The following is a 20,305-nucleotide window of genomic DNA, read 5'->3' on the forward strand; positions in this document are numbered from 1 at the left end:
GCCCGGATCACGCCATCGGTCGTTCTCGTGGAGGATTGACCACCAAGATCAATGCCGTGGTCGACGGCCGGGGCCTGCCGGTCAGGATCGTCCTCTCGCAGGGCCAAGCATCCGACAAGGCGGCCGTGCCCCTGCTGCTGGAAGGCCGAACGGTCACCGACGTCATCGCCGACCGCGGCTACGACGCCATGGCCGTCCTCGACCTGATCGCTCGCCACGGCGGGCGCGGACACATCCCGACCTGCCGCGACCGGCGCGTCCAGCGCACCGTCGACAAGAGCCTCTACAGGCTGAGCAATCTCGTCGAACGCTTCTTCAACAAGCTGAAGCACTTCCGACGCATCGCCACCCGATACGACAAGCTCGCCAGGAACTTCCTCGCTGCCGTCCTCATCGCAGCAACAAGGCTATGGACACGGTTTGAGCCCACGACCTAGGCGGGGCGCGCGCCGCGCCGCCGACGCGCCTGCGCAACGACGGGGAGCGATTCGCCCCCGAATGGCGGGGGGAGGTTCGCGCAGGCACCCTCCACAGTCCTCCCGGGGCGGGCGAAGCCCCAGCCCGGGAACCAGAACCGGCGCGGGGCTTCAGGAAGGCGCGGTTCCCCTCGTGTCTCGTTCTCCAGCCGGGTCGTTTGCGGTTCCCGGACAAGCGCTCCGCGGTTTCCGGGATGATGGCGAGAGGGGTGCGGGAGCGGCCTGCGGCGGCCTCGGCGCGCCGCCGGGCTCAGCGCCTCACGCCGTGCGCGTCTTCTCCGCCGCGGCGAGGATGGCGGCGAGGAGGCCGGGGAAGCGGCGCTCGACGTCCTCCGTGCGGGCGGTGTTGAGCACCTCCGCACCCCGCCGCTCCGCCCGGACGAGCCCCGCCTCGCGCAGGACCTAGCCGAGGATGCCGGCCGCCTCCTGCCCGCCTCGGGGCCGGCCCGCTACGAGGCGCTGCAGTGGCTGATGATCCAGCTCACCGGCATCGGGCCGATGTTCGGCCAGTACGTGCATTTCGCCCGCTACCACAAGGGCATCGACTATGCCGAGGCGCGCTACCGCAGCGAGGCGATCCGGCTCATGAACCTCCTCGGGGAGAGGCTCGCCGCGGTGCCCTGGCTCGGCGGCGCGGACTATTCCGTCGCCGATGTCGCGACCTATCCCTGGCTGCGCAACGCCGGCCCCATGGGCCTGCCGACCGAGGGCCGGCCGAAGCTCGCGCGCTGGCTCGACGCGGTGGCCGAGCGCCCGGCCACCGTGCGCTTCCTGGAAAAGATCAGGGACATCGCCTCGGCGACGGATGCCGCCCGCAGCGTGGCGACGCCCGACGGGCTCGACCGCATGTTCGGCCGCGGCCGCTACGCCCGCGTGGCCTGAGTCCCTCTGCGCTCCGCGGCCGGATGACATTCCGGCCGCGGGACCGGCGCCAGTTTCAGGCGGGAATGGCGCGCACGGCGGCGCCGATGCAGATGACGACCATCATCGCCGGCAGGGCCCAGCGGATCTGGCGCTTGAGCTCCCGGGCCGCGACATGGAAGCGCGCCTGCGGGTCGGCGGCGCGGCCCGACAGCGCGACCTCCAGCATCAGCACGGCGACGAGATAGAGGTAGCCGAGCGAGATCATCTGCGCGATCGGCGTGTTGAGCGAGATGGAGCCGGGAAAGCTTGCCTCGAAGGTGAAGCTGATGGCCGCGAGCGCGAGCAGCGAGGAGAAGATGAGGCCGCCCTTGTCCTGCTCCTTCAGCCCCGGCGACCAGAGCACGAAGATGGAGACGGCGAGCACGGCGAGGATCGGCACGAAGACGCGCAGCAGGTAGCGTTCCGACAGACGCGCGAGCGTCACCGTCGCATTGAGGCGGGAATAGCTGCGCGCGTTCCAGCCCATGGTCTCCGCGTTGGCGAAGCGCAGGCGCACGGGCTTCCAGTCGACGACCGAGAGCGCCTCGTCGATGTCGGAGAGCTGCCGGTCCGCTTCGGTGGCGATGAGGATCGCCTCCTGCTTGGCGTAGCGCGGCAGGGAGAAGGAGAGCGTCAGGTCCTGCCGGTCGAAGGGGAAGGCGTCCATGTTCATGCGGAAGCGGAAATTGGCCTCGTAGCGCTCGATGAGCACCACGTCCCCGTTCGCATGGGTCGAGACGGCGACCGTGCGCGATTCGCTGTCGCCCACCTGGTTGTCGACGGAAAGGCCCGGGGTCCAGATGGTCTTCAGATAGTCGTCCGCATCGTCGCCGACGCGGTCGACGCGGCCCGTGCCCGCCTCCACGGCGTCGAAGCGCAGGCGCGGGTCGGACCAGCGCTGCGTCACCTCCACGTAGAGGCGCCCCTGGCCGGCGACCTCCGCCACCTGCAGCACGTTGAGCACCCGGAAGGCGACGCGCACGCGCACCGGCAGCTCGACGCCGGTCGGCAGCGCATCCTTGTCGGCGGGCTTGTCCGCGGGCGCCGCGAGCCCGGCGGCCGGAAGGGCGAGAAGAAGGGCGAGGACGAGGAAGAGGCGCTTCATCACACCCCCCGGCGGCGCGCCAGCGCGACCTGGAAGAGGACGGAGAAGACGACGAAGGCGAGGATGCCCCCGCACAGGGCGACGACCCACAATTCGGTGTGCGTGCGCCGCGAAGCGGCGCGCGGGTCGTCCTTGAGGGCAATCGTCAGCCCGACGAGCCGGCCGCTGAAGTCCACGAGCGGCTGCGTCACCATGCTGAAGGCGCGCCCGTCGATGCGCTCCTCGCCGATCTCGATGTCGCGGGTGGGGCGGATGCGGCTCTTCTTGAGGAGCGAGGCGAAGAGCTCGTCGTCCGTCGACATGGCGAGGTTCAGGTCGCCGAAGCGCGGCGTCTTGTCATCGAGGGCAATGCCACCCAGCGACGGCACGACGATGACGGCGATGTCGGCATTCGTGGACGCCTTCACGAGGTCGAGGATCGGGCGCATGTCGAGGCCCACCTCCATGGTGCCTGCCATCTCGCCCCCATGGTTGACGACGGCGATGCCGCGCAGACCGATGCCGGCAATGCCGATCTCGACGCCGGTCTGGGCGCGCCGCGTCCTGTTCGCCGCCACGACCATGGGGCGAAAGCCCGCGATATCGTCGCCGAAGGACTCGGGCTTGTGCATGCGCAGGAGGTAGCGGATGTCCTTGCTGTGATAGCCGTAGATCTGGATGCCGGCCTGGCGCTTCAGATAGTCGTAGGGCCCCTGCGACAGGCGCTGCAGCGCCTCCCGGTCCTCGGCTGCGAGCGCCGCCGCCACATCGGCCCGGCGCGCCGTCGTCTCGGCAAGGGCGAGGGCGAACTTCGCCGCCTGGTCGAAGGAACTCGCGAGCGCGCCGCTCACGAGCTTCATCTGCACCGCCCGGTCGTGCGCGTTCGCCTCCAACTCCGCCCCCTCGAGGAGCCGCAGCATGCCGCCGAAGGCGAGAACGAGAACCACCGCGACGGCAAGCGCGACGGCAGCTGCCGTCCCGCCCAGGAATCTCCGCAAGGGGATCCCGCCCCGCGCCGGGAAGGGCGCAATGACAGTCGTGGCTGCGTCGGGTGGCGTGGCGCTCGGCTGCGGCATGGCGAACGGCTCGATCCTGGCGAGGAGGGTGGCCCCGGTGCCGTGAGAGCCGCCGGCTGGCGCCGGGCGGCAACGGAAACGGGCCTCGGCAATAGGCCGTTCCCGAACGTCACGGTCAAGGTACAATTGTAGCTGCAGGCGCGTTGCGCCCGACGCGAGCGCCTGCGGCCGCCCCGGGAGGGCGGGGGACAGTGTCCGGACAGCCGCTCATACGGCGTCCGGGGTGACGGGCGAGGCCGGACCGGTGCTCACGCCGCTTCCGGGATGAGGGGAAGAGGTTCGCGCGGGATGCGGCCGCCGGCTCCCTGCCCAAAGGTGCGGCGCCGCCGCACCGGAAAGGACAGCATCGCTGCCTCAAAAACCTGCATCGCGGCTGCTTGACAGGGCCGCGAAGGGCGGTCCAGATTATTTGTATACGAATGAAAAAGCGACGGCCGCGAACGGCCGCACCAAGAACAGTCGAGCGGCCGCGAATGGCTGCCTGGGGAACACGAACGGCCGCGCTGCGGCCTTGCGGGAGGGGATCGATGTATCTCCGGCCAGTGACTTTGGACGAGGCGGTGGACGTGCTCGCCACGCACGGCGGCCGCATCCTCGCCGGCGGGACGGATTTCTTCCCGGCGCTCGGCGACCGGCAGCCGGCCGGGCCGATCATCGACATCTCGCGGCTTGACGAGCTCAAGGCGATCAGCGTCGGTCCCGAGGCCGTGCGCATCGGCGCCCGCGCCACCTGGAGCGCCGTGGCGGCGGCGCCCTTGCCGCGCGCCTTCGACGCGCTGAAGGTGGCGGCGCGCGAGGTGGGCTCGCTGCAGATCCAGAACGCCGGCACGGTTGCCGGCAACCTGTGCAACGCCTCCCCCGCCGCCGACGGCGTGCCGCCGCTGCTCGCCCTCGACGCGGAGGTGGAGCTGAGCGCGCGCGGCGGCACGCGCCGCCTGCCGCTCGCCGCCTTCATCACCGGCTACCGGCAGACCGCCATCCGCCCCGACGAGATCGTCACCGCCGTCGTCGTGCCGCGCACGATCGAGGGCGCTTCCGCCTTCCTCAAGCTCGGCGCGCGGCGCTACCTCGTCATCTCCATCGCCATGGCGGCGGCGGTCGTCGAGGCGGACGCGGCGGGCCGCGTCGCCGAGGCGCGTGTCGCCGTCGGCGCCTGCTCGGCGGTGGCGCAGCGGCTCGCCGCGCTCGAGGCCGCGCTCGTCGGCGCGCCGGCCCGCCCGGGCCTCGGAGACCGCGTGACGACGGACCATCTCGCGGCGCTTTCCCCCATCGACGACCTGCGTGCCACCGCCGCCTACCGGCGCGACGCCGCCCTCACCCTCATCCGGCGGGCCCTCGAGGCCTGCGTTGCGGAGAACTGACGATGCTCGATCGCGTGCGGACGGTGGACGCGGGCCCGGAGATCGCCTTCACGCTCAACGGCCGCGACGTCGCCGTCGTCAGCTCGCCCGCCGCCCGGCTCACCACGGTGCTGCGCGAGGATCTCGGCCACACGGGCACGAAGGTGGGCTGCGACGCCGGCGACTGCGGCGCCTGCACCGTGCTCCTCGACGACGAGCCTGTCTGCGCCTGTCTCGTCGCCGCCGGTCAGGCGGAAGGGCGCTCGGTCGTCACCGTCGAGGGGCTCGCCACCCATTCTCCCAACGCCGAGCGGCTCAAGGCCGCCTTCCTCAGCCACGGCGCGGCGCAGTGCGGCATCTGCACGCCCGGCATGCTGGTGGCGGCGACCGCGCTCCTCGACCGCAACCCGACGCCGACCGAATCCGAGGTGATGGACGCCATCGGCGGCGTGCTCTGCCGCTGCACCGGCTACCGCAAGATCGTCAAGGCGGTGCTCGATGCGCGCGCCACACCGGCACAGGCCGATCCTCCCGCGGCCGGCAAGGCGGTCGGCGCGCGCATCGCCCGCCTCGACGGGGAGCGCAAGGTTTCCGGCACGGAGATCTTCGGCGCCGACGCGTGGCCGGCGGACTGCCTCGTGGTGCGCGCCGTGCGCTCGCCCCACCATCGCGCGGGCTTCACCTTCGGCGATATCGACGCCTTCGTGGCAGCGAACCCGGGCGTGGTGCGCGTGTTCACCGCGCGTGACGTGCCGGGCGAGAACCGCTACGGCGTCATCCCGCCCTTCGCCGACCAGCCGGTCTTCGCCGAGCGCGCCGCCCGTTTCCGTGGCGAGGCGGTGGCGGCGGTCGTCGGCGAACCCGCCGCCATGGCGGCGCTCGACCTCAACCGCTTCCCCGTGACCTGGCAGGAGTTGCCGGCCAACACCACGATCGAGGCGGCGCTCGCCGAGGGCGCTCCCCTCTTGCACGAGGACCGCGCCGGCAACGTGCTGGTGCGCGGGCGCGTGGTGCGCGGCGATGTGGAGGCGGCGCTCGCAGCCGCCGACGTCATCGCCGAGGGCGAGTTCGAGACGGGTTTCGTCGAACACGCCTATATCGAGCCGGAGGCGGGCTTTGCCCGGCGCGTCGGCGACCGCATCGAGATTCAGGCCTGCACCCAGGCCCCCTACATGGACCGCGACGACGTCGCCAGGATCCTGGGGCTCGCGCCCGAGGCCGTGCGCATCATCCCGACGGCGGTCGGCGGCGGCTTCGGCTCCAAGCTCGACCTGTCGGTCCAGCCCTTCGTGGCGTTGGCCGCCTGGCACCTGAACCGCCCCGTGCGCATGGTCTACACGCGCCCGGAATCGATCATGACGACGACGAAGCGCCACCCCGCGCGCATCCGCGCCCGGGCCGGGGCGACGCGCGAGGGCCGCCTCGTCGGTCTCGACTTCTTCGGTGATTTCAACACTGGCGCCTATTCCTCCTGGGGGCCGACGGTGGCGAACCGCGTGCCCGTGCACGCCTCCGGCCCCTATCACGTGCCGCACTACCGGGCGCTGACGCGCGCCGTGCACACCCATCTCGTGCCCGCCGGGGCCTTCCGCGGCTTCGGCGTGCCGCAGGCGGCCATCGCCCAGGAGCAGCTCTACGACGAGCTCGCCGACAGGCTCGGCATGGACCGGCTGGAGTTCCGCATCCTCAACGCGCTCGCGCCCGATCAGCCGACGGTCACGGGCCAGGTGCTCGGCGAAGGCGTGGGCATCCGCGCCTGTCTCGAAGCGCTCCGGCCGCACTGGCGCCGGGCGCGGGAGGAGGCCGCGGCTTTCAACGCCGCCGCCGACGGGCACCTGCGCCGCGGCGTCGGCGTGGCCGGCATGTGGTACGGCTGCGGCAACACGTCCCTGCCCAACCCCTCCACCATCCGCGTCGGCCTGAAGCGCGACGGGCGGCTTTCCCTGCACCAGGGGGCGGTCGACATCGGCCAGGGCTCGAACACGGTCATCACCCAGATCTGCGCCGATGCGCTCGGCGCGCCGGTGGCGCGCTTCGACCTCCTGTCCGGCGACACGGACGTGACGCCGGACTGCGGCAAGACCTCGGCCTCGCGCCAGACCTTCGTCACCGGCAAGGCGGCCGAGCTCGCCGGGCGCGGGCTGCGGCGCGCCATCCTGCGCCTCGCCAATGCAGGCGAGGCGGCGGAGGTTGTCTTCGAGGACGGCGCGGTGACCGTGCGCGCGGGCGACCACGCCCGCCGCATCGCGCTTGCCGACCTGCCGCTCGACGCGCACGGCTACGTGCTGACGGGGGAAGCGACCTTCGACCCGCCGACAAGCCCGCTCGATGCCGACGGCCAGGGCATTCCCTACGCCGTCTACGGCTTCGGCGTGCACATGGTCGAGGTCGAGGTGGACGTGGAGCTCGGCACCGTCAAGGCGCTGAAGATCACGGCGGCGCACGACGTCGGCCGCGCCATCAACCCGACGCTGGTCGAGGGCCAGATCGAGGGCGGGGCGGCACAGGGGCTCGGCCTCGCGCTGATGGAGGAATTCCATCCCGGGCGCGGCGAGAACCTGCATGACTATCTTATCCCCTCCGCCGGCGACATGCCGCCGGTGCAATCGATCCTCGTCGAGGACGCCTCCCCCGTCGGCCCCTTCGGCGCCAAGGGCGTCGGCGAGCAGGCGCTGATCCCGACCGCCCCGGCCATCCTCAACGCCATCCACGACGCCACCGGCGCACGCATCCGCCGCGTGCCGGCGACTCCGGACCGCGTGCGCGCCGCCATTCTCGCCGCCAAGAGCGCACGAGGCTGACATGTCGAACGAGCAAGCTGCCGTGCAGAGCCCGGCCAAGGACGACAAGATCCGCTGCGATGCCTGCCCGGTGATGTGCTACATCAAGCAGGGCATGACGGGCGCGTGCGACCGCTATGCCAACCACGAAGGGGAGCTTGTCCGGGTCGATCCGCACGTCGTCCTCGACCGCACGCTCGCCCAGGGCGGCACGGTCGTGCCCTTCCACCGCACGGGCGACTGGGACGGCAAGATCCTGCAGGGGCCGGAGACCTTCGTCACCGCCATCGGCGCCGGCACCACCTACCCGGACTACAAGCCCGCGCCCTTCATCGTCGCCTCGGAGGTCGACGGCGTCGACATGGTGACGGTCGTCACCGAGGGCATCTTCAGCTACTGCGGCGTGAAGGTGAAGATCGACACCGACCGCCACCTCGGCCCGGAGCGCGCGCTGGTGCGCGCCCAGGGCGAGCCGGTCGGCCACGTCACCACCGGCGAGTACGGCTCGCAGATGCTCTCCCTCGGCGGCGTGCATCACCTCACCGGCGGCTCGAAGAAGGAGGGCCGCATCACCTGCGATACCCTGCTCGATCTGTGCAACGGCAAGGCCGTGGAACTGGCGATCGACGAAGGCGCGAGCGTCGTCGTGCAGGCGGGCCGGGCGCCGATCGTCAACGGCGTGCCGGAAGAGCGCATGCGCGTCGGCTGCGGCTCGGCCACCATCGGCATGTTCGCCAAGCAGTGGCACGGCAAGGTGGACGAGGTGGTGGTGGTTGACGACCACATCACCGGCGTCCTCTCCGAGCACCAGGCCGGCAAGCTCCTCGGCGTGCCCGACACGGGCATCAAGATGAAGGGCCGGCGCTCGACGCCCGGCCGCTACTTCCAGGTGGCGGAGCCCGGCACGGGCTGGGGCGGCACCAACATCTGCGCCCCCCTCTCCATCCTCGGTGCCTTCGACCCGAAGGAGGCCTGGCCGGGCCTGCGCCTGCTGATGGTGAGCACGACGGGCGAGCACTTCGCCTATTACGAGCTCGACGAGCGCCTCGTGCCCATGGAGCGGGAGCTGCCGGCGGAGCTGAAGGAATCGGTCGAGCGCATCAAGGAGAACTGCGAGCCGGCACTCTCCACCGTGCTCTTCATGGGCGGGGCCGGCGGCTCGCTGCGCGCCGGTGTGACCGAGAACCCGGTGCGCCTCACCCGCTCCGTGAAGGACGCGCTCACCTATGTCACCTGCGGTGGAGCGCCGGTCTATGTCTGGCCGGGCGGCGGCATCACCTTCATGGTGGACGTGACGCGCGTGCCCGAGAACGCCTTCGGTTACGTGCCGACGCCCGCCCTCGTCGCCCCCATCGAATTCACCCTGCGGCTTGCCGACTACGCGGCGCTCGGCGGCCACATGGACCATGTGCGGCCGCTTTCCTCGCTCCACGGCGGCGAGGCGCGCCGGCAGGTGCCGCACCGCTGGGACAACCCCTGGCCCTTCGCCCCCCAGACCGCCCGGAGGTCGCACGGATGACCCGCGGCGCCGCGAGGTTCGGACGCGTTGCCCCGGCCGGTGCCTCCGCGAGGCGTCGGCCATGAAGCGCGCGCCGCAAGCCGCCCTCCTGCCCGACGGGCGCCGCCTGCATCTGCAGGACGGGCCGATCGACCTCGTCATCGAGGCCTTCGGCGCGGGCGAGGCCGTCAAGGCGGCCTATGCGGCGGCGGCGCGGCGCTTCACGGGCATGCTTGACGAACTGTGCGGCGAGCTCGCCCTCCTGCGCGCTCCGGCGCGGCCCGGCCCCTCACCCCTCGCGGGGCCGGTGGCCCGGCGCATGCACGCGGCGGTCGCCCCCTTCGCCGCGGAGACCTTCATCACGCCGATGGCGGCGGTGGCGGGCGCGGTGGCCGAGGAGATCCTCGCCGCCATGACAGCCGCGGCGCCCCTGGCCAAGGCCTATGTCAACAACGGCGGCGACATCGCGCTTCATCTCGCGGCGGGCGAGGGCTTCACGGTGGGCCTCGTCGACCGGCCGGACCGGCCAAGCCTCTTCGGTCGCACGCGGATCGCCGCGGCGGACGGCATCCGTGGCATCGCCACGAGCGGCCGGCACGGGCGCTCCTTCTCCCTCGGCATCGCCGACGCCGTCACGGTGCTCGCCCGCACGGCGGCCGAGGCGGACGCGGCGGCGACCGTGATCGCCAATGCCGTCGACCTGCCCGGCCACCCGGCGGTGACGCGCCTGCCGGCGCGCGACCTGCAGCCCGACAGCGACCTCGGCGACCGGCCGGTGACGCGCGCCGTCGCGGCGCTCACGCCGGCGGAGATCGAGAAGGCGCTCGCGCGCGGCCTCGCCGCCGCCGAACGGCTCGTCGGCACCGGCCTCGTCGCCGCGGCGGCGCTGCACCTCTCGGGCGAGACGTGGGTGACGGGATGCGAGGCAGGCCGTGTCATCCCGTTCCCGAGCACAGCGAGGAGCCCCGGCGCCGGAAACGATGCGCGTCAACCGGACAGCGCGACGTGCGTCGAGCCCGGTCGTCGGCCGGAACCGGTTCTGACTCCCGGACAGCGACTTCGCCGCCTGCGGGATGACGGGGGCCGGCGGTCGCGTCTGGCCCATCATGAGGAACAACAAGGGTCCGTCCATGCCTGACGTCGAAGTCCGCAAGCGCCTCGTCACCGTCGAGGAGATCTTTCACGAGGGCGGGCCGGCCGCCGCCGCGCCGCTGAAGCGCGGGGCGGTGCTCGCCGTCGTGCACAACCCCTTCGCCGGGCGCTATGTCGAGGACATCGCGGGCTTCATGGAAGATTTGAAGCCGCTCGGCCTCGCCATGGCGACCGACCTCGTCGCCGCCCTCGGCGGGCGCGCCGGGGCGATCGAGGGCTACGGCAAGGGCGCCATCGTGGGCGCCGCCGGGGAACTGGAGCACGGCGCGCTCTGGCACGTGCCGGGCGGCTACGCCATGCGCGAGGTGCTGGGCGGCGCCAAGGCCATCGTGCCCTCGACGAAGAAGGTGGGCGGCCCGGGCACGCGCCTCGACGTGCCGGTGACGCACGTCAACGCCTCCTACGTGCGCAGCCATTTCGACGCCATGGAGGTGGGCGTGCCCGACGGGCCGAAAGCCGACGAGCTCGTGCTCGTGCTCGTCATGACCACGGGCGCGCGCGTCCACGCCCGCGTCGGCGGGCTGAAGGCGAGCGAGATCAAGGGAGAGGACGGGCTCAGATGAAGGCGAGGATCCGCAAGATCGTGACGGTGGTCGACGAGACGCTGAGCGAGATGGGTCGCCCCGTCGATCCGCCGACGCGCCGCGCCGCGGCGCTTGCGGTGATCGAGAACCCCTTCGCCGGGTGCTACGTGGAGGATCTGTCGGAGCTGATCGACGCCGGCGAGGAACTGGGCGGCCTGCTGGCGGCGAAGGCCGTCGCCGCGCTCGGCATCGAGGGTCCGGCGGCCGAGAGCTACGGCAAGGCCGCGGCAGTCGGCGAGAACGGCGAGCTCGAACATGCGGCCGCCCTCCTCCACCCCAAGATGGGCGCACCGGTGCGCAAGGTGCTCGGCAAGGGGGCGGCGCTCATACCCTCCTCCAAGAAACGCGGGGGTCCGGGCGTGGTGCTCGACATCCCGCTCGGCCATAAAGATGCGGCCTTCGTGCGCAGCCATTTCGACGGCATGGAGGTGCGGATCTGTGATGCGCCACGCGCAAACGAGATCGTCGTCGCCGTGGCGGTGACCGACAGTGGCCGGCCGCTGCCGCGTGTCGGCGGGCTCACGAAGGGCGAGATCAAGGGCGAGGATGGATTGCGCTGAAGCCGAGACCAGAGGGCGGCCGGCGCGATCGCGATGAAAGGGAGAGTGTCATGAAGGCAGGTTTGCGGGTGTCGGCGGCGCTCGCCGCCTTCGTCGCCGTGGGCGCGGCGACGGCGGCGCGGGCGCAGCAGGGCGAGATCAAGATCGGCGAGATCAACAGCTATTCCGGCCTGCCGGCCTTCACCGAGCCCTATCGCAAGGGCTGGCAGCTCGCGGTCGACGAGATCAACGCCGCCGGCGGCGTCAACGGCAAGAAGCTCGTCGTCGTGTCGAAGGACGACGGCGGCAAGCCGGCCGACGCCGTCACCGCGGCGAACGAGCTCGTCTCGCGCGAGGGCGTGGTGCTGATCGCCGGCACCTTCTTCTCCAACATCGGACTTGCGGTCGCCGACTTCGCCAAGCAGAAGAAGGTGTTCTTCATGGCGGCCGAGCCGCTCACCGACGCCATGACCTGGTCGCAGGGCAACCGCTACACCTTCCGCCTCCGGCCGTCGAACTACATGCAGGCGGCGATGCTCGCCGAGGAGGCGGCGAAGCTGCCGGCGAAGAAATGGGCCACGATCGCGCCCAACTACGAATACGGCCAGTCGGCGGTCGCCATCTTCAAGCAGCTCCTCTCCGCCAAGCGCCCCGACATCGAGTGGGTGAGCGAGCAGTGGCCGCCGCAAGGCAAGATCGATGCCGGCGCCGTGGCGCAGGCGATCGCCGCGGCCAAGCCCGAGGCGATCCTCAACGTCACCTTCGGCCCCGACCTCGTGAAGCTCGTGCGCGAGGGCAACACGCGCGGCCTCTTCAAGGACCGCGCCGTGGTGAGCTTCCTCACCGGCGAGCCTGAATATCTCGATCCCCTGAAGGACGAGACGCCGGAGGGCTGGATCGTCACCGGCTACCCGTGGGAGGCGATCAAGACGCCGGAGCACGACGCCTTCTTCAAGGCCTACCGCGCCAAGTACTCCGACTATCCGCGCCTCGGCTCGGTCGTCGGCTACGCCACCATGAAGGCGGTCGCCGCCATTCTCGCCAAGGCCGGCTCCACCGACACGGAAAAGCTCGTGGAGGCGGGCGAGGGCATCGAACTCTCCTCGCCCTTCGGCCCCATGTCCTTCCGCAAGATCGATCACCAGTCGACGCTCGGTGCCTATGTCGGCAGGACGGCGGTCAGGGGCGGGCGCGGCGTCATGGTGGACTTCGAGTATCGCGACGGCGCCAAGTACCTGCCGAGCGACGACGAGGTGCGGAAGATGCGTCCGCAGAGCTGAGACGAGGCGCGTCCGGCAAGCACCGACCGTCATCCCGGGGCACGCCGCAGGCGTGAGCCCCGGGATCCAGAAGCGAGGCGGGCAGTCCGGAAGGCGCGGCATGCGTCGGGCCTCATCCCCGACCGGAATCGGTTCCGGCTCCCGGACAGCGGCATCGCCGCTTCCGGGATGACAGGGAGCGGACCGGGTGAGGGACAGTGACCTCTCCCGTTCCTCATGCCCCCGCCCTGCGGGGGTGACACGGGGGTGAAGTTCGAGTGTCATTCCGGGGCGGTGTGCCGTCCCGGGAGCCGGAGCCGATGCGAGCGGCCGCCCGAGGCGCGGGGCGGCCCCGCCCCCCGCGGGCATCGGGGCCGGCACGGCAGAGCGGCGATCGGCGTCGAAACGCAGGAAGGCTAGAGTCCGTGGAATTCCTCGTCGTCCAGTTCCTCACCGGGCTTGCGAGCGCAGCGTCGCTGTTCCTCGTCGCCTCCGGCCTGTCGATCATCTTCGGCGTGACGCGGATCGTGAACTTCGCGCACGGCGCCTTCTACATGCTCGGCGCCTATCTCGCCTACACGCTCACCGAGCGGCTCGAGGGGGCCTTCGGCTTCTGGGGCGGGCTCGTCCTCGCCGGGCTCGCGGTGGCGGCGCTCGGCGCCCTGCTCGAAATCGTGCTCCTGCGCCGCATCTACCGCGCGCCGGAGCTCTTCCAGCTCCTCGCCACCTTCGGCGTGACGCTGATGGTGCAGGACCTCGTGGTCGTCATCTGGGGGCCGGAGGATCTCGTCGGCCGCCGGGCGCCGGGCCTGCGCGGGGCGGTGGAGGTCTTCGGCCAGATGGTGCCGAGCTACGACCTCTTCCTCATCGCCCTCGGCCCGGTCGTGCTCGGCCTGCTCTGGCTCGTCTTCAAGCGCACGCGCTGGGGCGTCCTGGTACGCGCAGCAACCCAGGACCGCGACATGGTGGCGGCGCTCGGCGTCAACCAGAAATGGCTGTTCACCAGCGTCTTCGCGCTCGGCGTCTTCCTCGCCGGGCTCGGTGGGGCGCTGCAGATCCCGCGCGACGCGGTGAGCCACGCCATGGACCTGCGCGTCATCGTCGAGGTCTTCGTCGTCGTCGTCATCGGCGGGCTCGGCAGCGTCTTCGGCGCCTTCGTCGCCGCCATCGTCGTGTCCGAACTCAACGCCTTCGGCATCCTCGTCATGCCGAAGATTTCGCTCGTCCTCGTCTTCCTCGTCATGGCGGCCGTGCTCGTGGTGCGGCCGTGGGGCCTCTTCGGCAAGCCCGAGGGCCCGGCGCGCCAAGCGCCGGGGGTGAGCATCCGCCCGTGGCGACCGTTCTCGCCGGGCGAGCGGATCGCGGTTGCGGCGGGCGTCGCGCTCGCCGCCCTCCTGCCGCTCGTCGCGGGTGACTATGCCCTCACGGTGGGGTCGGAGATCATCATCTTCGCGCTCTTTGCCGCGAGCCTGCATTTCCTCATGACGGTGGGTGGCCTTGCCTCCTTCGGCCATGCCGCCTATTTCGGCCTCGGCGCCTATGGCGCGGCCTTCGCCGCCAAGGCGGCGGGCCTGCCGATGGAGGCGGCGCTCCTCGCCGGGCCGCTCCTCGGCCTCGCCGGGGCGGCGCTCTTCGGCTGGTTCTGCGTGCGGCTGTCGGGCGTCTATTTCGCCATGCTCACCCTCGCCTTCGCGCAGATCACCTGGTCGGTCGCCTTCCAGTGGGTGGAGGTGACGGGGGGCGACAACGGCATCCTCGGCGTCTGGCCCTCGCCCTGGGCGGCGGGCCCGCGCGGCTTCTACTGGCTGGCGCTCGCCGTCTCGGCGGCCGGCATCGCGGCGCTCAGGGTGCTCGTCTTCTCGCCCTTCGGCTACGGCCTGCGCGCCACGCGCGATTCCGTCCTGCGTGCGGAGGCGATCGGCATCGACCGCGGGCGCGTGCAATGGACGGCCTTCGTGATCGCCGGCACCTTCGCGGGCGTCGCAGGGGCGCTCTTCGCCTTCCTCAAGGGCAGCGTCTTCCCCGAGAACCTCGCCATCCCGACCTCGGTCGACGGCCTCGTCATGGTGCTCCTCGGCGGCATCGAGACGGTGTCGGGCGCGGTCGTCGGCGCCCTCGTCTACAAGGCGCTCGCCATCTGGCTCATGAGCCAGACCGAACTGTCGAAGCTCGTGCTCGGCGCCGTCATCGTGGTGCTCGTCGTCGCCTTCCCCAAGGGCATCGTCGGCTCCGTCGAGGAGCTGCGCGCCCGGCGCAACCGCTCCGAGCCGAACGGCGCCGCCTTCGGCGCCGCCAAGATGGAGGCCGCGGAATGACCAGGCTCCTCGAGGTCCAGGGCCTCGCCAAGTCCTACGGCGGCGTGCACGCGGTGCGCGGCGTCTCCTTCGGCCTCGCGGCGGGCGAGATCCTCGCCCTCATCGGCCCGAACGGCGCCGGCAAGAGCACGTGCTTCAACATGCTCAACGGCCAGATCAGGCCGGACACGGGCACGATCCGCCTCGAGGGGCGCGATACGACGGGGATGCGCCCGCGCGCCGTCTGGCGGCTCGGGGTCGGCCGCACCTTCCAGATCACGGCGACCTTCGCCTCCATGACGGTGCGCGAGAACGTGCAGGTGGCCCTCCTCTCGCACGCGCACCAGCTCTCCGTCTTCCACCGCTTCGCCGGCCGCTCCCATGCAGGGGAGGCCGAGGCGCTGCTCGATCTCGTGGGCATGCGCGCCGACGCCGAGCGGCCCTGCGGCGAGCTCGCCTACGGCGACCTGAAGCGCCTCGAACTCGCCATCGCCCTCGCCAACCGGCCGAAGCTCCTCCTCATGGACGAGCCGACGGCCGGCATGGCCCCGAAGGAGCGCGTGGAGCTGATGCGCCTCACCGCCGCGATCGCGCGCGAGCAGAGGATCGGCGTGCTCTTCACCGAGCACGACATGGACGTGGTGTTCGAGCACGCCGACCGCGTCATGGTGCTCAACCGCGGCCAGCTCATCGCCGAGGGCTCGCCCGAGGCAGTGCGCCGCGACGCGCAGGTGCGCGCCATCTACCTCGGCGAGGGCCTCGTCTACGACGCCCGCCATCGCGAAGGGAGAGCCGCATGACGACCGGCGCGACGACGACAACCGGCATGAAGCTCTCCGTCTCCGGCCTCAACAGCTATTACGGCCCGGCCCACATCCTCTTCGACGTCGGCCTCGAGGTCGGCGCGGGCGAGGTCGTTGCCCTCCTCGGCCGCAACGGCGCCGGCAAGTCTACCACCTTCCGCTCGATCGTCGGGCTGGTGGCGGAGCGGCGCGGGCGCATCCTCTTCGAGGGGGAGGACGTCTCGGCCCTCCCGACGCACGAGATCGTGCGCCGGGGCCTGGGCTACGTGCCGGAAGACCGGCGCATCTTCACCGAGCTCACGGTGGAGGAGAACTTCCTCGTCGGCCGCCAGCCGCCGCGCGCCGGCGCCCCGACCTGGACGCCGGAGAAGCTCTACGCCCTCTTCCCCAATCTCGGCGAGATGCGCTCCCGCCTCGGCGGGCGCATGAGCGGCGGCGAGCAGCAGATGCTCACCATCGGCCGCACGCTCATGGGCAATCCCTCCCTCGTGCTCCTCGACGAGCCGTCGGAGGGGCTGGCGCCCAAGATCGTCGAGCAGATGGCCGACGCCATCCTCGCCATGAAGCGCGAGGGGCTCAGCATCGTGCTCTCCGAGCAGAACCTGCATTTCGCCAGACTCATCTCGGACCGCGCCTATATCATCGAGAAGGGCCGCATCCGCTTTTCCGGCAGCATGGCCGAGCTCGAGGCGAATCCGGAGGTGCGCGACGCCTATCTCGCCGTGTGAGCGGTATGATAAGGGGGTACGGGGTACGGGGGAGCGAGGAACTCCCCTTGCCCTTTCCCGGGTGACGTGGAGAGGTTCGCGCGGGAGCCGTCCACGGTCATCCCGGGGCACGCCGCAGGCGTGAGCCCGGGAACCAGAACCGATGCGGGTGATCCAGGCAGCGCGACGCCCGCCGCGCTCTTGTCTGGACCAATGTCGTTTCTGGAACTGCCGCGAAGGCGGCCCCTTCGGGTCGGACAGCCGCGTCGCGGCTTCCGGGATGGCAGGGGGGAGGCCGGATGGCCTTGCTCGCCGCCACGATCGCTCGATAGGGCCTGACGACAGTGGCGGCCGCGCCGCAGGCCGCATGGAAGAGACGACCAGGAAGACCGCATGACCGCAGCCAGGACCGCCCGCCGCCACCGCACCGCCGAGGGCGCTTACGTCCTCGACGAGCAGGTGGGCTTCATCCTGCGCCAGGTCAGCCAGCGGCACGCCACCATCTTCGCCGCCATGATCGGCGACGAGCTGACGCCGACGCAATGGGCGGCGCTCGCCAAGCTCCTCGAAAAGGGGCCGACCTCGCAGAACCTCCTCGGCCGCCAGACGGCCATGGACGCCGCCACCATCAAGGGCGTGGTGGACCGGCTGACGAAGCGCGGCCTCACCGAGACGCGGCCCGACCCGCGCGACGCCCGCCGCCTCGTCGTCGCCCTCACCGAGGCCGGCCGGACGGTCGCCGAGCGCGCCCGCATCCAGGCCGAGGCCATCACCGAGGAAACGCTCGCTCCCCTCACGGCGGAGGAACGCGCGACCCTCGTGGAGCTCCTGAAGAAGCTCAGGTGACGGGGCGCGGCTCACGCCGCCCGGCGGCTCTCCTCCTCGCGCAGCAGCCGGTCGACCAGGGCGTCGACCGCGGCTTCCGCCGCCGCGAGCGAGGCAGCGAGGCGCTCGTCGTGCCCTTCGGCCCGCAACTCCCGGGCCTCACCTACCACCTCGTGCAGGGCGCCCCCGCCCCACGCCTCAGCGCGTCGGCACCACCTCGGCCACGCGCGTCGCCGGGGGAGTGTTGCGGCTGCGGCCGGTGCGCACGATGCCGTCGATGACGGTCATGCCGATGCCCGGCAGGTCGCCGAGCCGGACGCTGTCCAGGAGGTCCCTGCCGGCCGAGTGCTGCGCCTTGTCCATCAGCACGAAATCGGCGGCGCGACCGACCTCGATGAGGCCGCAGTCGAGCTGGCGCATGCGCGCCGTGTTGCCGGTGGCGAAGCAGAAGGCGACCTCCGCCGGCACGTCGCCCAGCGAGGAGAGGAGCGAGATCATGCGCAGGATGCCGAGCGGCTGCACGCCCGAGCCCGCCGGCGCGTCCGTGCCGAGGATGACGCGGTTGAGGTCTCCCATCTCGCGAGCGATGCGCAGGGTGTAGAGGGCGGCACGCTCGTTGCCGTTGTGCACGAGTTCGAGCCCGCGCTTGCAGCCCTCGCAGATGCAGCGGATCTGGTCGTCGGGGAGGGCCGTGTGGCCGCCGTTGATGTGGCCGACGACGTCGGTGTCGGCCTCCAGTACCACGTCCTTGTCGATGAGGCCGGAGCCGGGGATAGAGGGGCCGCCGGTGTGGATCGTCGACTGGATGCCGTATTTGCGCGCCCAGGCCACCATCCTGCGCGCCGTCGGCCCGTCCTTGACGCCGCCGAGCCCCACCTCGCCGAGAAGCTTCACGCCCGCGTCGGCCAGGTCCTTGAAGTCCTCTTCGGTCATGTCCGGCTCGATGCAGGGGGCACCGGCGTGGATCTTCACCCCACCGGGGCGGAAGGCGGAGAAGGTGCGCTGCGCCGTGATCGCCATGGCCTTGAGGCCGACGACGTCGCGCGGGCGGCCGGGCGTGTGCACCTCGCCGGCGGAGATCATGGTGGTGACGCCGCCGTGCAGGAAGCTGTCGATCCAGTTCAGCTGCTGCTGGCGCGGCGTCCAGTCGCCGGCGACGGGATGCACGTGGCTGTCGATGAGGCCGGGCGCCACCGTGGTGCCGTGGGCGTCGACGAGCGTCGTCGCCCCTTCCGTGTCGACGTCCTTCTCGCGGCCCACGGCGGTGATCCTGCCGTCGACGGCCACGATGGTGTCGGCGTCGAGGATGGGCTGCCCGAGATCCCCGCTGAGCATCAGGCCGATGTTGCGGATGACGAGCTTCGTCGGACCGGCGGACTTCTGCGGCTCTTCATGCGCCATGTGACATTCCCCTCTCGACACGACTCTCGCGTCGACGCAGCCCGCGGCAAAAGCGAGGCGGCGCCTTGGTTTCAGCCCTTCGAGGGCGGTTGACAAAGTCTCCGCACCGCCCTTATTTTTGTTAGTATACAAACAAACAAGCGGCCGGCAAGGCTGCTGAGATGCAAGGAGGCGGCCGGCAAGGCCGCTCTGATCAAAGGAAAGGCGGCCGCCAAGGCCGCGAGACTGGCCAAGGCCGCGAGACTGAAAGAGGCCGCCGGATGCCGCGGGGCGGAAGGGCCGCCCGCCGGGCCGGAGCGAGAGAGACGAGCCAATGCCTTACGCCGTCACCGACGGGTGCATCCGCTGCAAGTACATGGACTGCGTCGAGGTCTGCCCGGTCGACTGCTTCTACGAGGGGGAGGTGATGCTCGTCATCCACCCCGACGAATGCATCGACTGCGGGGTCTGCGAACCGGAATGCCCGGCCGAGGCCATCGTGCCGGATACCGACCCGCGGGCGGAGAAGTGGATCCAGATCAATGCCCGCTACGCCGCAATCTGGCCCAACATCACGGAGAAAGGAGCCGTGCCGGCGGACGCGGACGATTGGAAACACATTCCAGACAAGGAGAATTATCTCCTTACAACGAATAAAATGTAAAATTGCTTGCCAAACAGTGCGACTTCGGGCAAAGGAAGGCCGGATAGCCCCTCGCACCAAGGTTGCCTGTCGAGCGGCGCCGCTGTCGCAGTGACGCCGGACCTGTGAACTGCGTCCCAACGAGACGGAACGAACCTCACGGATCGAAAGCCAGGATCGAACACCATGAGCAACTTCAACGAGGAACGCGTCCTGAGCGTGCACCACTGGACCGACACGCTCTTCAGCTTCACGACGACCCGCGACCCCGGCTTCCGCTTCAAGAACGGCCAGTTCACCATGATCGGCATTCCCGTGAACGGGAAGCCGCTCCTGCGCGCCTACAGCGTGGTGAGCCCCAACTATGACGACAAGCTCGAGTTCTTCTCCATCAAGGTGCCGGACGGGCCGCTGACCTCGCGCCTGCAGCACCTGAAGGAGGGCGACCCGATCATCGTGTCGCGCAAGGCCACCGGCACGCTCGTGCTCGACAATCTCATGCCCGGCAAGCGCCTCTATCTGCTTGGCACGGGCACGGGGCTTGCTCCCTTCCTGTCGATCATCCGCGATCCGGAGACTTACGAACGCTTCGAGAAGGTCGTGCTGCTGCACGGCTGCCGCCAGATCGCCGAGCTCGCCTACGGCGAGATGATCACGCGCGACCTGCCGCAGGACGAGTTCCTCGGCGAGGAGATCCGCAACAAGCTCATCTACTACCCGACCGTGACGCGCGAGCCCTTCCGCAACCGCGGCCGCGTGACCGACCTCATCACGTCGAACAAGCTTTTCGACGACATCGGCCTGCCGCCCCTCGACCCGGAGGCGGACCGCGTCATGCTCTGCGGCAGCCCGCAGATGCTGCAGGACCTGCGCGTCATCCTCGACGAGCGTGGCTTCGTGGAAGGCAACCACGGCGAGCCGGGCCACTATGTCATCGAGAAGGCCTTCGCCGAGCGCTGACA

General features: G+C 70.9%; 17 protein-coding genes and 1 pseudogene. 15 read left to right on the forward strand and 3 right to left on the reverse strand.

All coding sequences use genetic code 11. From position 1 onward, the window contains the following. Together QNA08_RS11955 and QNA08_RS11960 are read left to right on the forward strand one after the other, a co-directional pair. A partial coding sequence (locus QNA08_RS11955) for an IS5 family transposase (RefSeq protein WP_283740951.1) occupies positions 1 to 437 on the forward strand: 437 nt, incomplete at its 5' end. 510 nt (positions 438 to 947) lie between these two features. Next, a complete protein-coding gene (locus QNA08_RS11960) occupies positions 948 to 1,358 on the forward strand; it encodes a glutathione S-transferase C-terminal domain-containing protein (RefSeq protein WP_283740952.1) in 411 nt (136 codons plus the stop codon). Positions 1,359 to 1,413: 55 nt separating this feature from the next. Here the strand turns inward: QNA08_RS11960 and QNA08_RS11965 are convergent, their stop codons facing one another. Both QNA08_RS11965 and QNA08_RS11970 read right to left on the reverse strand, forming a co-directional pair. After that, the gene (locus QNA08_RS11965) at positions 1,414 to 2,484 is read right to left on the reverse strand and encodes a ligand-gated ion channel (protein WP_283740953.1); all 1,071 of its coding nucleotides are present in this window, start codon (positions 2,482 to 2,484) and stop codon (positions 1,414 to 1,416) included. Then, the gene (locus QNA08_RS11970; protein ID WP_283740954.1) at positions 2,484 to 3,461 is read right to left on the reverse strand and encodes a cache domain-containing protein; all 978 of its coding nucleotides are present in this window, start codon (positions 3,459 to 3,461) and stop codon (positions 2,484 to 2,486) included. The genes QNA08_RS11965 and QNA08_RS11970 overlap by 1 nt, the downstream gene beginning before the upstream one ends. Before the next feature lie 605 nt (positions 3,462 to 4,066). Here QNA08_RS11970 and QNA08_RS11975 point away from each other — a divergent pair. From QNA08_RS11975 to QNA08_RS12025, 11 genes and pseudogenes are all read left to right on the forward strand, one after another. Continuing rightward, positions 4,067 to 4,900, forward strand: coding sequence for an FAD binding domain-containing protein (locus QNA08_RS11975; RefSeq protein ID WP_283740955.1), 834 nt, complete (start codon positions 4,067 to 4,069; stop codon positions 4,898 to 4,900). 2 nt (positions 4,901 to 4,902) lie between these two features. Continuing rightward, the gene (locus QNA08_RS11980) at positions 4,903 to 7,680 is read left to right on the forward strand and encodes a molybdopterin-dependent oxidoreductase (RefSeq protein WP_283740956.1); all 2,778 of its coding nucleotides are present in this window, start codon (positions 4,903 to 4,905) and stop codon (positions 7,678 to 7,680) included. A gap of 1 nt (position 7,681) precedes the next feature. After that, the gene (locus QNA08_RS11985) at positions 7,682 to 9,178 is read left to right on the forward strand and encodes a 6-hydroxynicotinate reductase (protein ID WP_283740957.1); all 1,497 of its coding nucleotides are present in this window, start codon (positions 7,682 to 7,684) and stop codon (positions 9,176 to 9,178) included. Between the two features lie 61 nt (positions 9,179 to 9,239). After that, positions 9,240 to 10,076, forward strand: a pseudogene (locus QNA08_RS11990) (UPF0280 family protein); the annotation flags it as partial. Positions 10,077 to 10,287: 211 nt separating this feature from the next. Continuing rightward, positions 10,288 to 10,872, forward strand: a complete 585-nt coding sequence (locus tag QNA08_RS11995; protein WP_283740959.1) for an amino acid synthesis family protein — start codon at positions 10,288 to 10,290, stop codon at positions 10,870 to 10,872. Further along, the gene (locus QNA08_RS12000) at positions 10,869 to 11,453 is read left to right on the forward strand and encodes an amino acid synthesis family protein (RefSeq protein WP_283740960.1); all 585 of its coding nucleotides are present in this window, start codon (positions 10,869 to 10,871) and stop codon (positions 11,451 to 11,453) included. Before QNA08_RS11995 ends, QNA08_RS12000 begins: the two co-directional genes overlap by 4 nt. A 50-nt stretch (positions 11,454 to 11,503) precedes the next feature. Further along, complete coding sequence (locus QNA08_RS12005) at positions 11,504 to 12,712, forward strand: ABC transporter substrate-binding protein (RefSeq protein WP_283740961.1); 1,209 nt, start codon at positions 11,504 to 11,506, stop codon at positions 12,710 to 12,712. A gap of 404 nt (positions 12,713 to 13,116) precedes the next feature. Next, on the forward strand, positions 13,117 to 15,006 hold the full coding sequence (locus QNA08_RS12010) for an ABC transporter permease (RefSeq protein ID WP_283740962.1): 1,890 nt from the start codon (positions 13,117 to 13,119) through the stop codon (positions 15,004 to 15,006). Next, on the forward strand, positions 15,003 to 15,785 hold the full coding sequence (locus tag QNA08_RS12015) for an ABC transporter ATP-binding protein (RefSeq protein ID WP_283740963.1): 783 nt from the start codon (positions 15,003 to 15,005) through the stop codon (positions 15,783 to 15,785). Before QNA08_RS12010 ends, QNA08_RS12015 begins: the two co-directional genes overlap by 4 nt. 26 nt (positions 15,786 to 15,811) lie before the next feature. Then, positions 15,812 to 16,516, forward strand: coding sequence for an ABC transporter ATP-binding protein (locus tag QNA08_RS12020; protein ID WP_283741195.1), 705 nt, complete (start codon positions 15,812 to 15,814; stop codon positions 16,514 to 16,516). 372 nt (positions 16,517 to 16,888) lie between these two features. Beyond that, on the forward strand, positions 16,889 to 17,341 hold the full coding sequence (locus tag QNA08_RS12025) for a MarR family winged helix-turn-helix transcriptional regulator (RefSeq protein ID WP_283740964.1): 453 nt from the start codon (positions 16,889 to 16,891) through the stop codon (positions 17,339 to 17,341). A 177-nt stretch (positions 17,342 to 17,518) separates the two neighbouring features. Here the strand turns inward: QNA08_RS12025 and QNA08_RS12030 are convergent, their stop codons facing one another. After that, positions 17,519 to 18,721 (reverse strand): amidohydrolase family protein, encoded by a 1,203-nt coding sequence (locus QNA08_RS12030; RefSeq protein WP_283740965.1) that lies wholly within the window; start codon positions 18,719 to 18,721, stop codon positions 17,519 to 17,521. 313 nt (positions 18,722 to 19,034) lie between these two features. On the opposite strand from QNA08_RS12030, the gene fdxA reads away from it, so the two are divergent. Together fdxA and QNA08_RS12040 are read left to right on the forward strand one after the other, a co-directional pair. Then, positions 19,035 to 19,364, forward strand: coding sequence for a ferredoxin FdxA (fdxA, locus tag QNA08_RS12035; protein ID WP_283740966.1), 330 nt, complete (start codon positions 19,035 to 19,037; stop codon positions 19,362 to 19,364). Positions 19,365 to 19,529: 165 nt separating this feature from the next. Beyond that, positions 19,530 to 20,303, forward strand: coding sequence for a ferredoxin--NADP reductase (locus tag QNA08_RS12040; protein ID WP_283740967.1), 774 nt, complete (start codon positions 19,530 to 19,532; stop codon positions 20,301 to 20,303). The last annotated feature ends 2 nt before the right edge of the window (positions 20,304 to 20,305 follow it).

This window comes from Chelatococcus albus (assembly GCF_030067675.1).
Taxonomy (GTDB): Bacteria; Pseudomonadota; Alphaproteobacteria; order Rhizobiales; family Beijerinckiaceae; genus Chelatococcus_A; species Chelatococcus_A albus.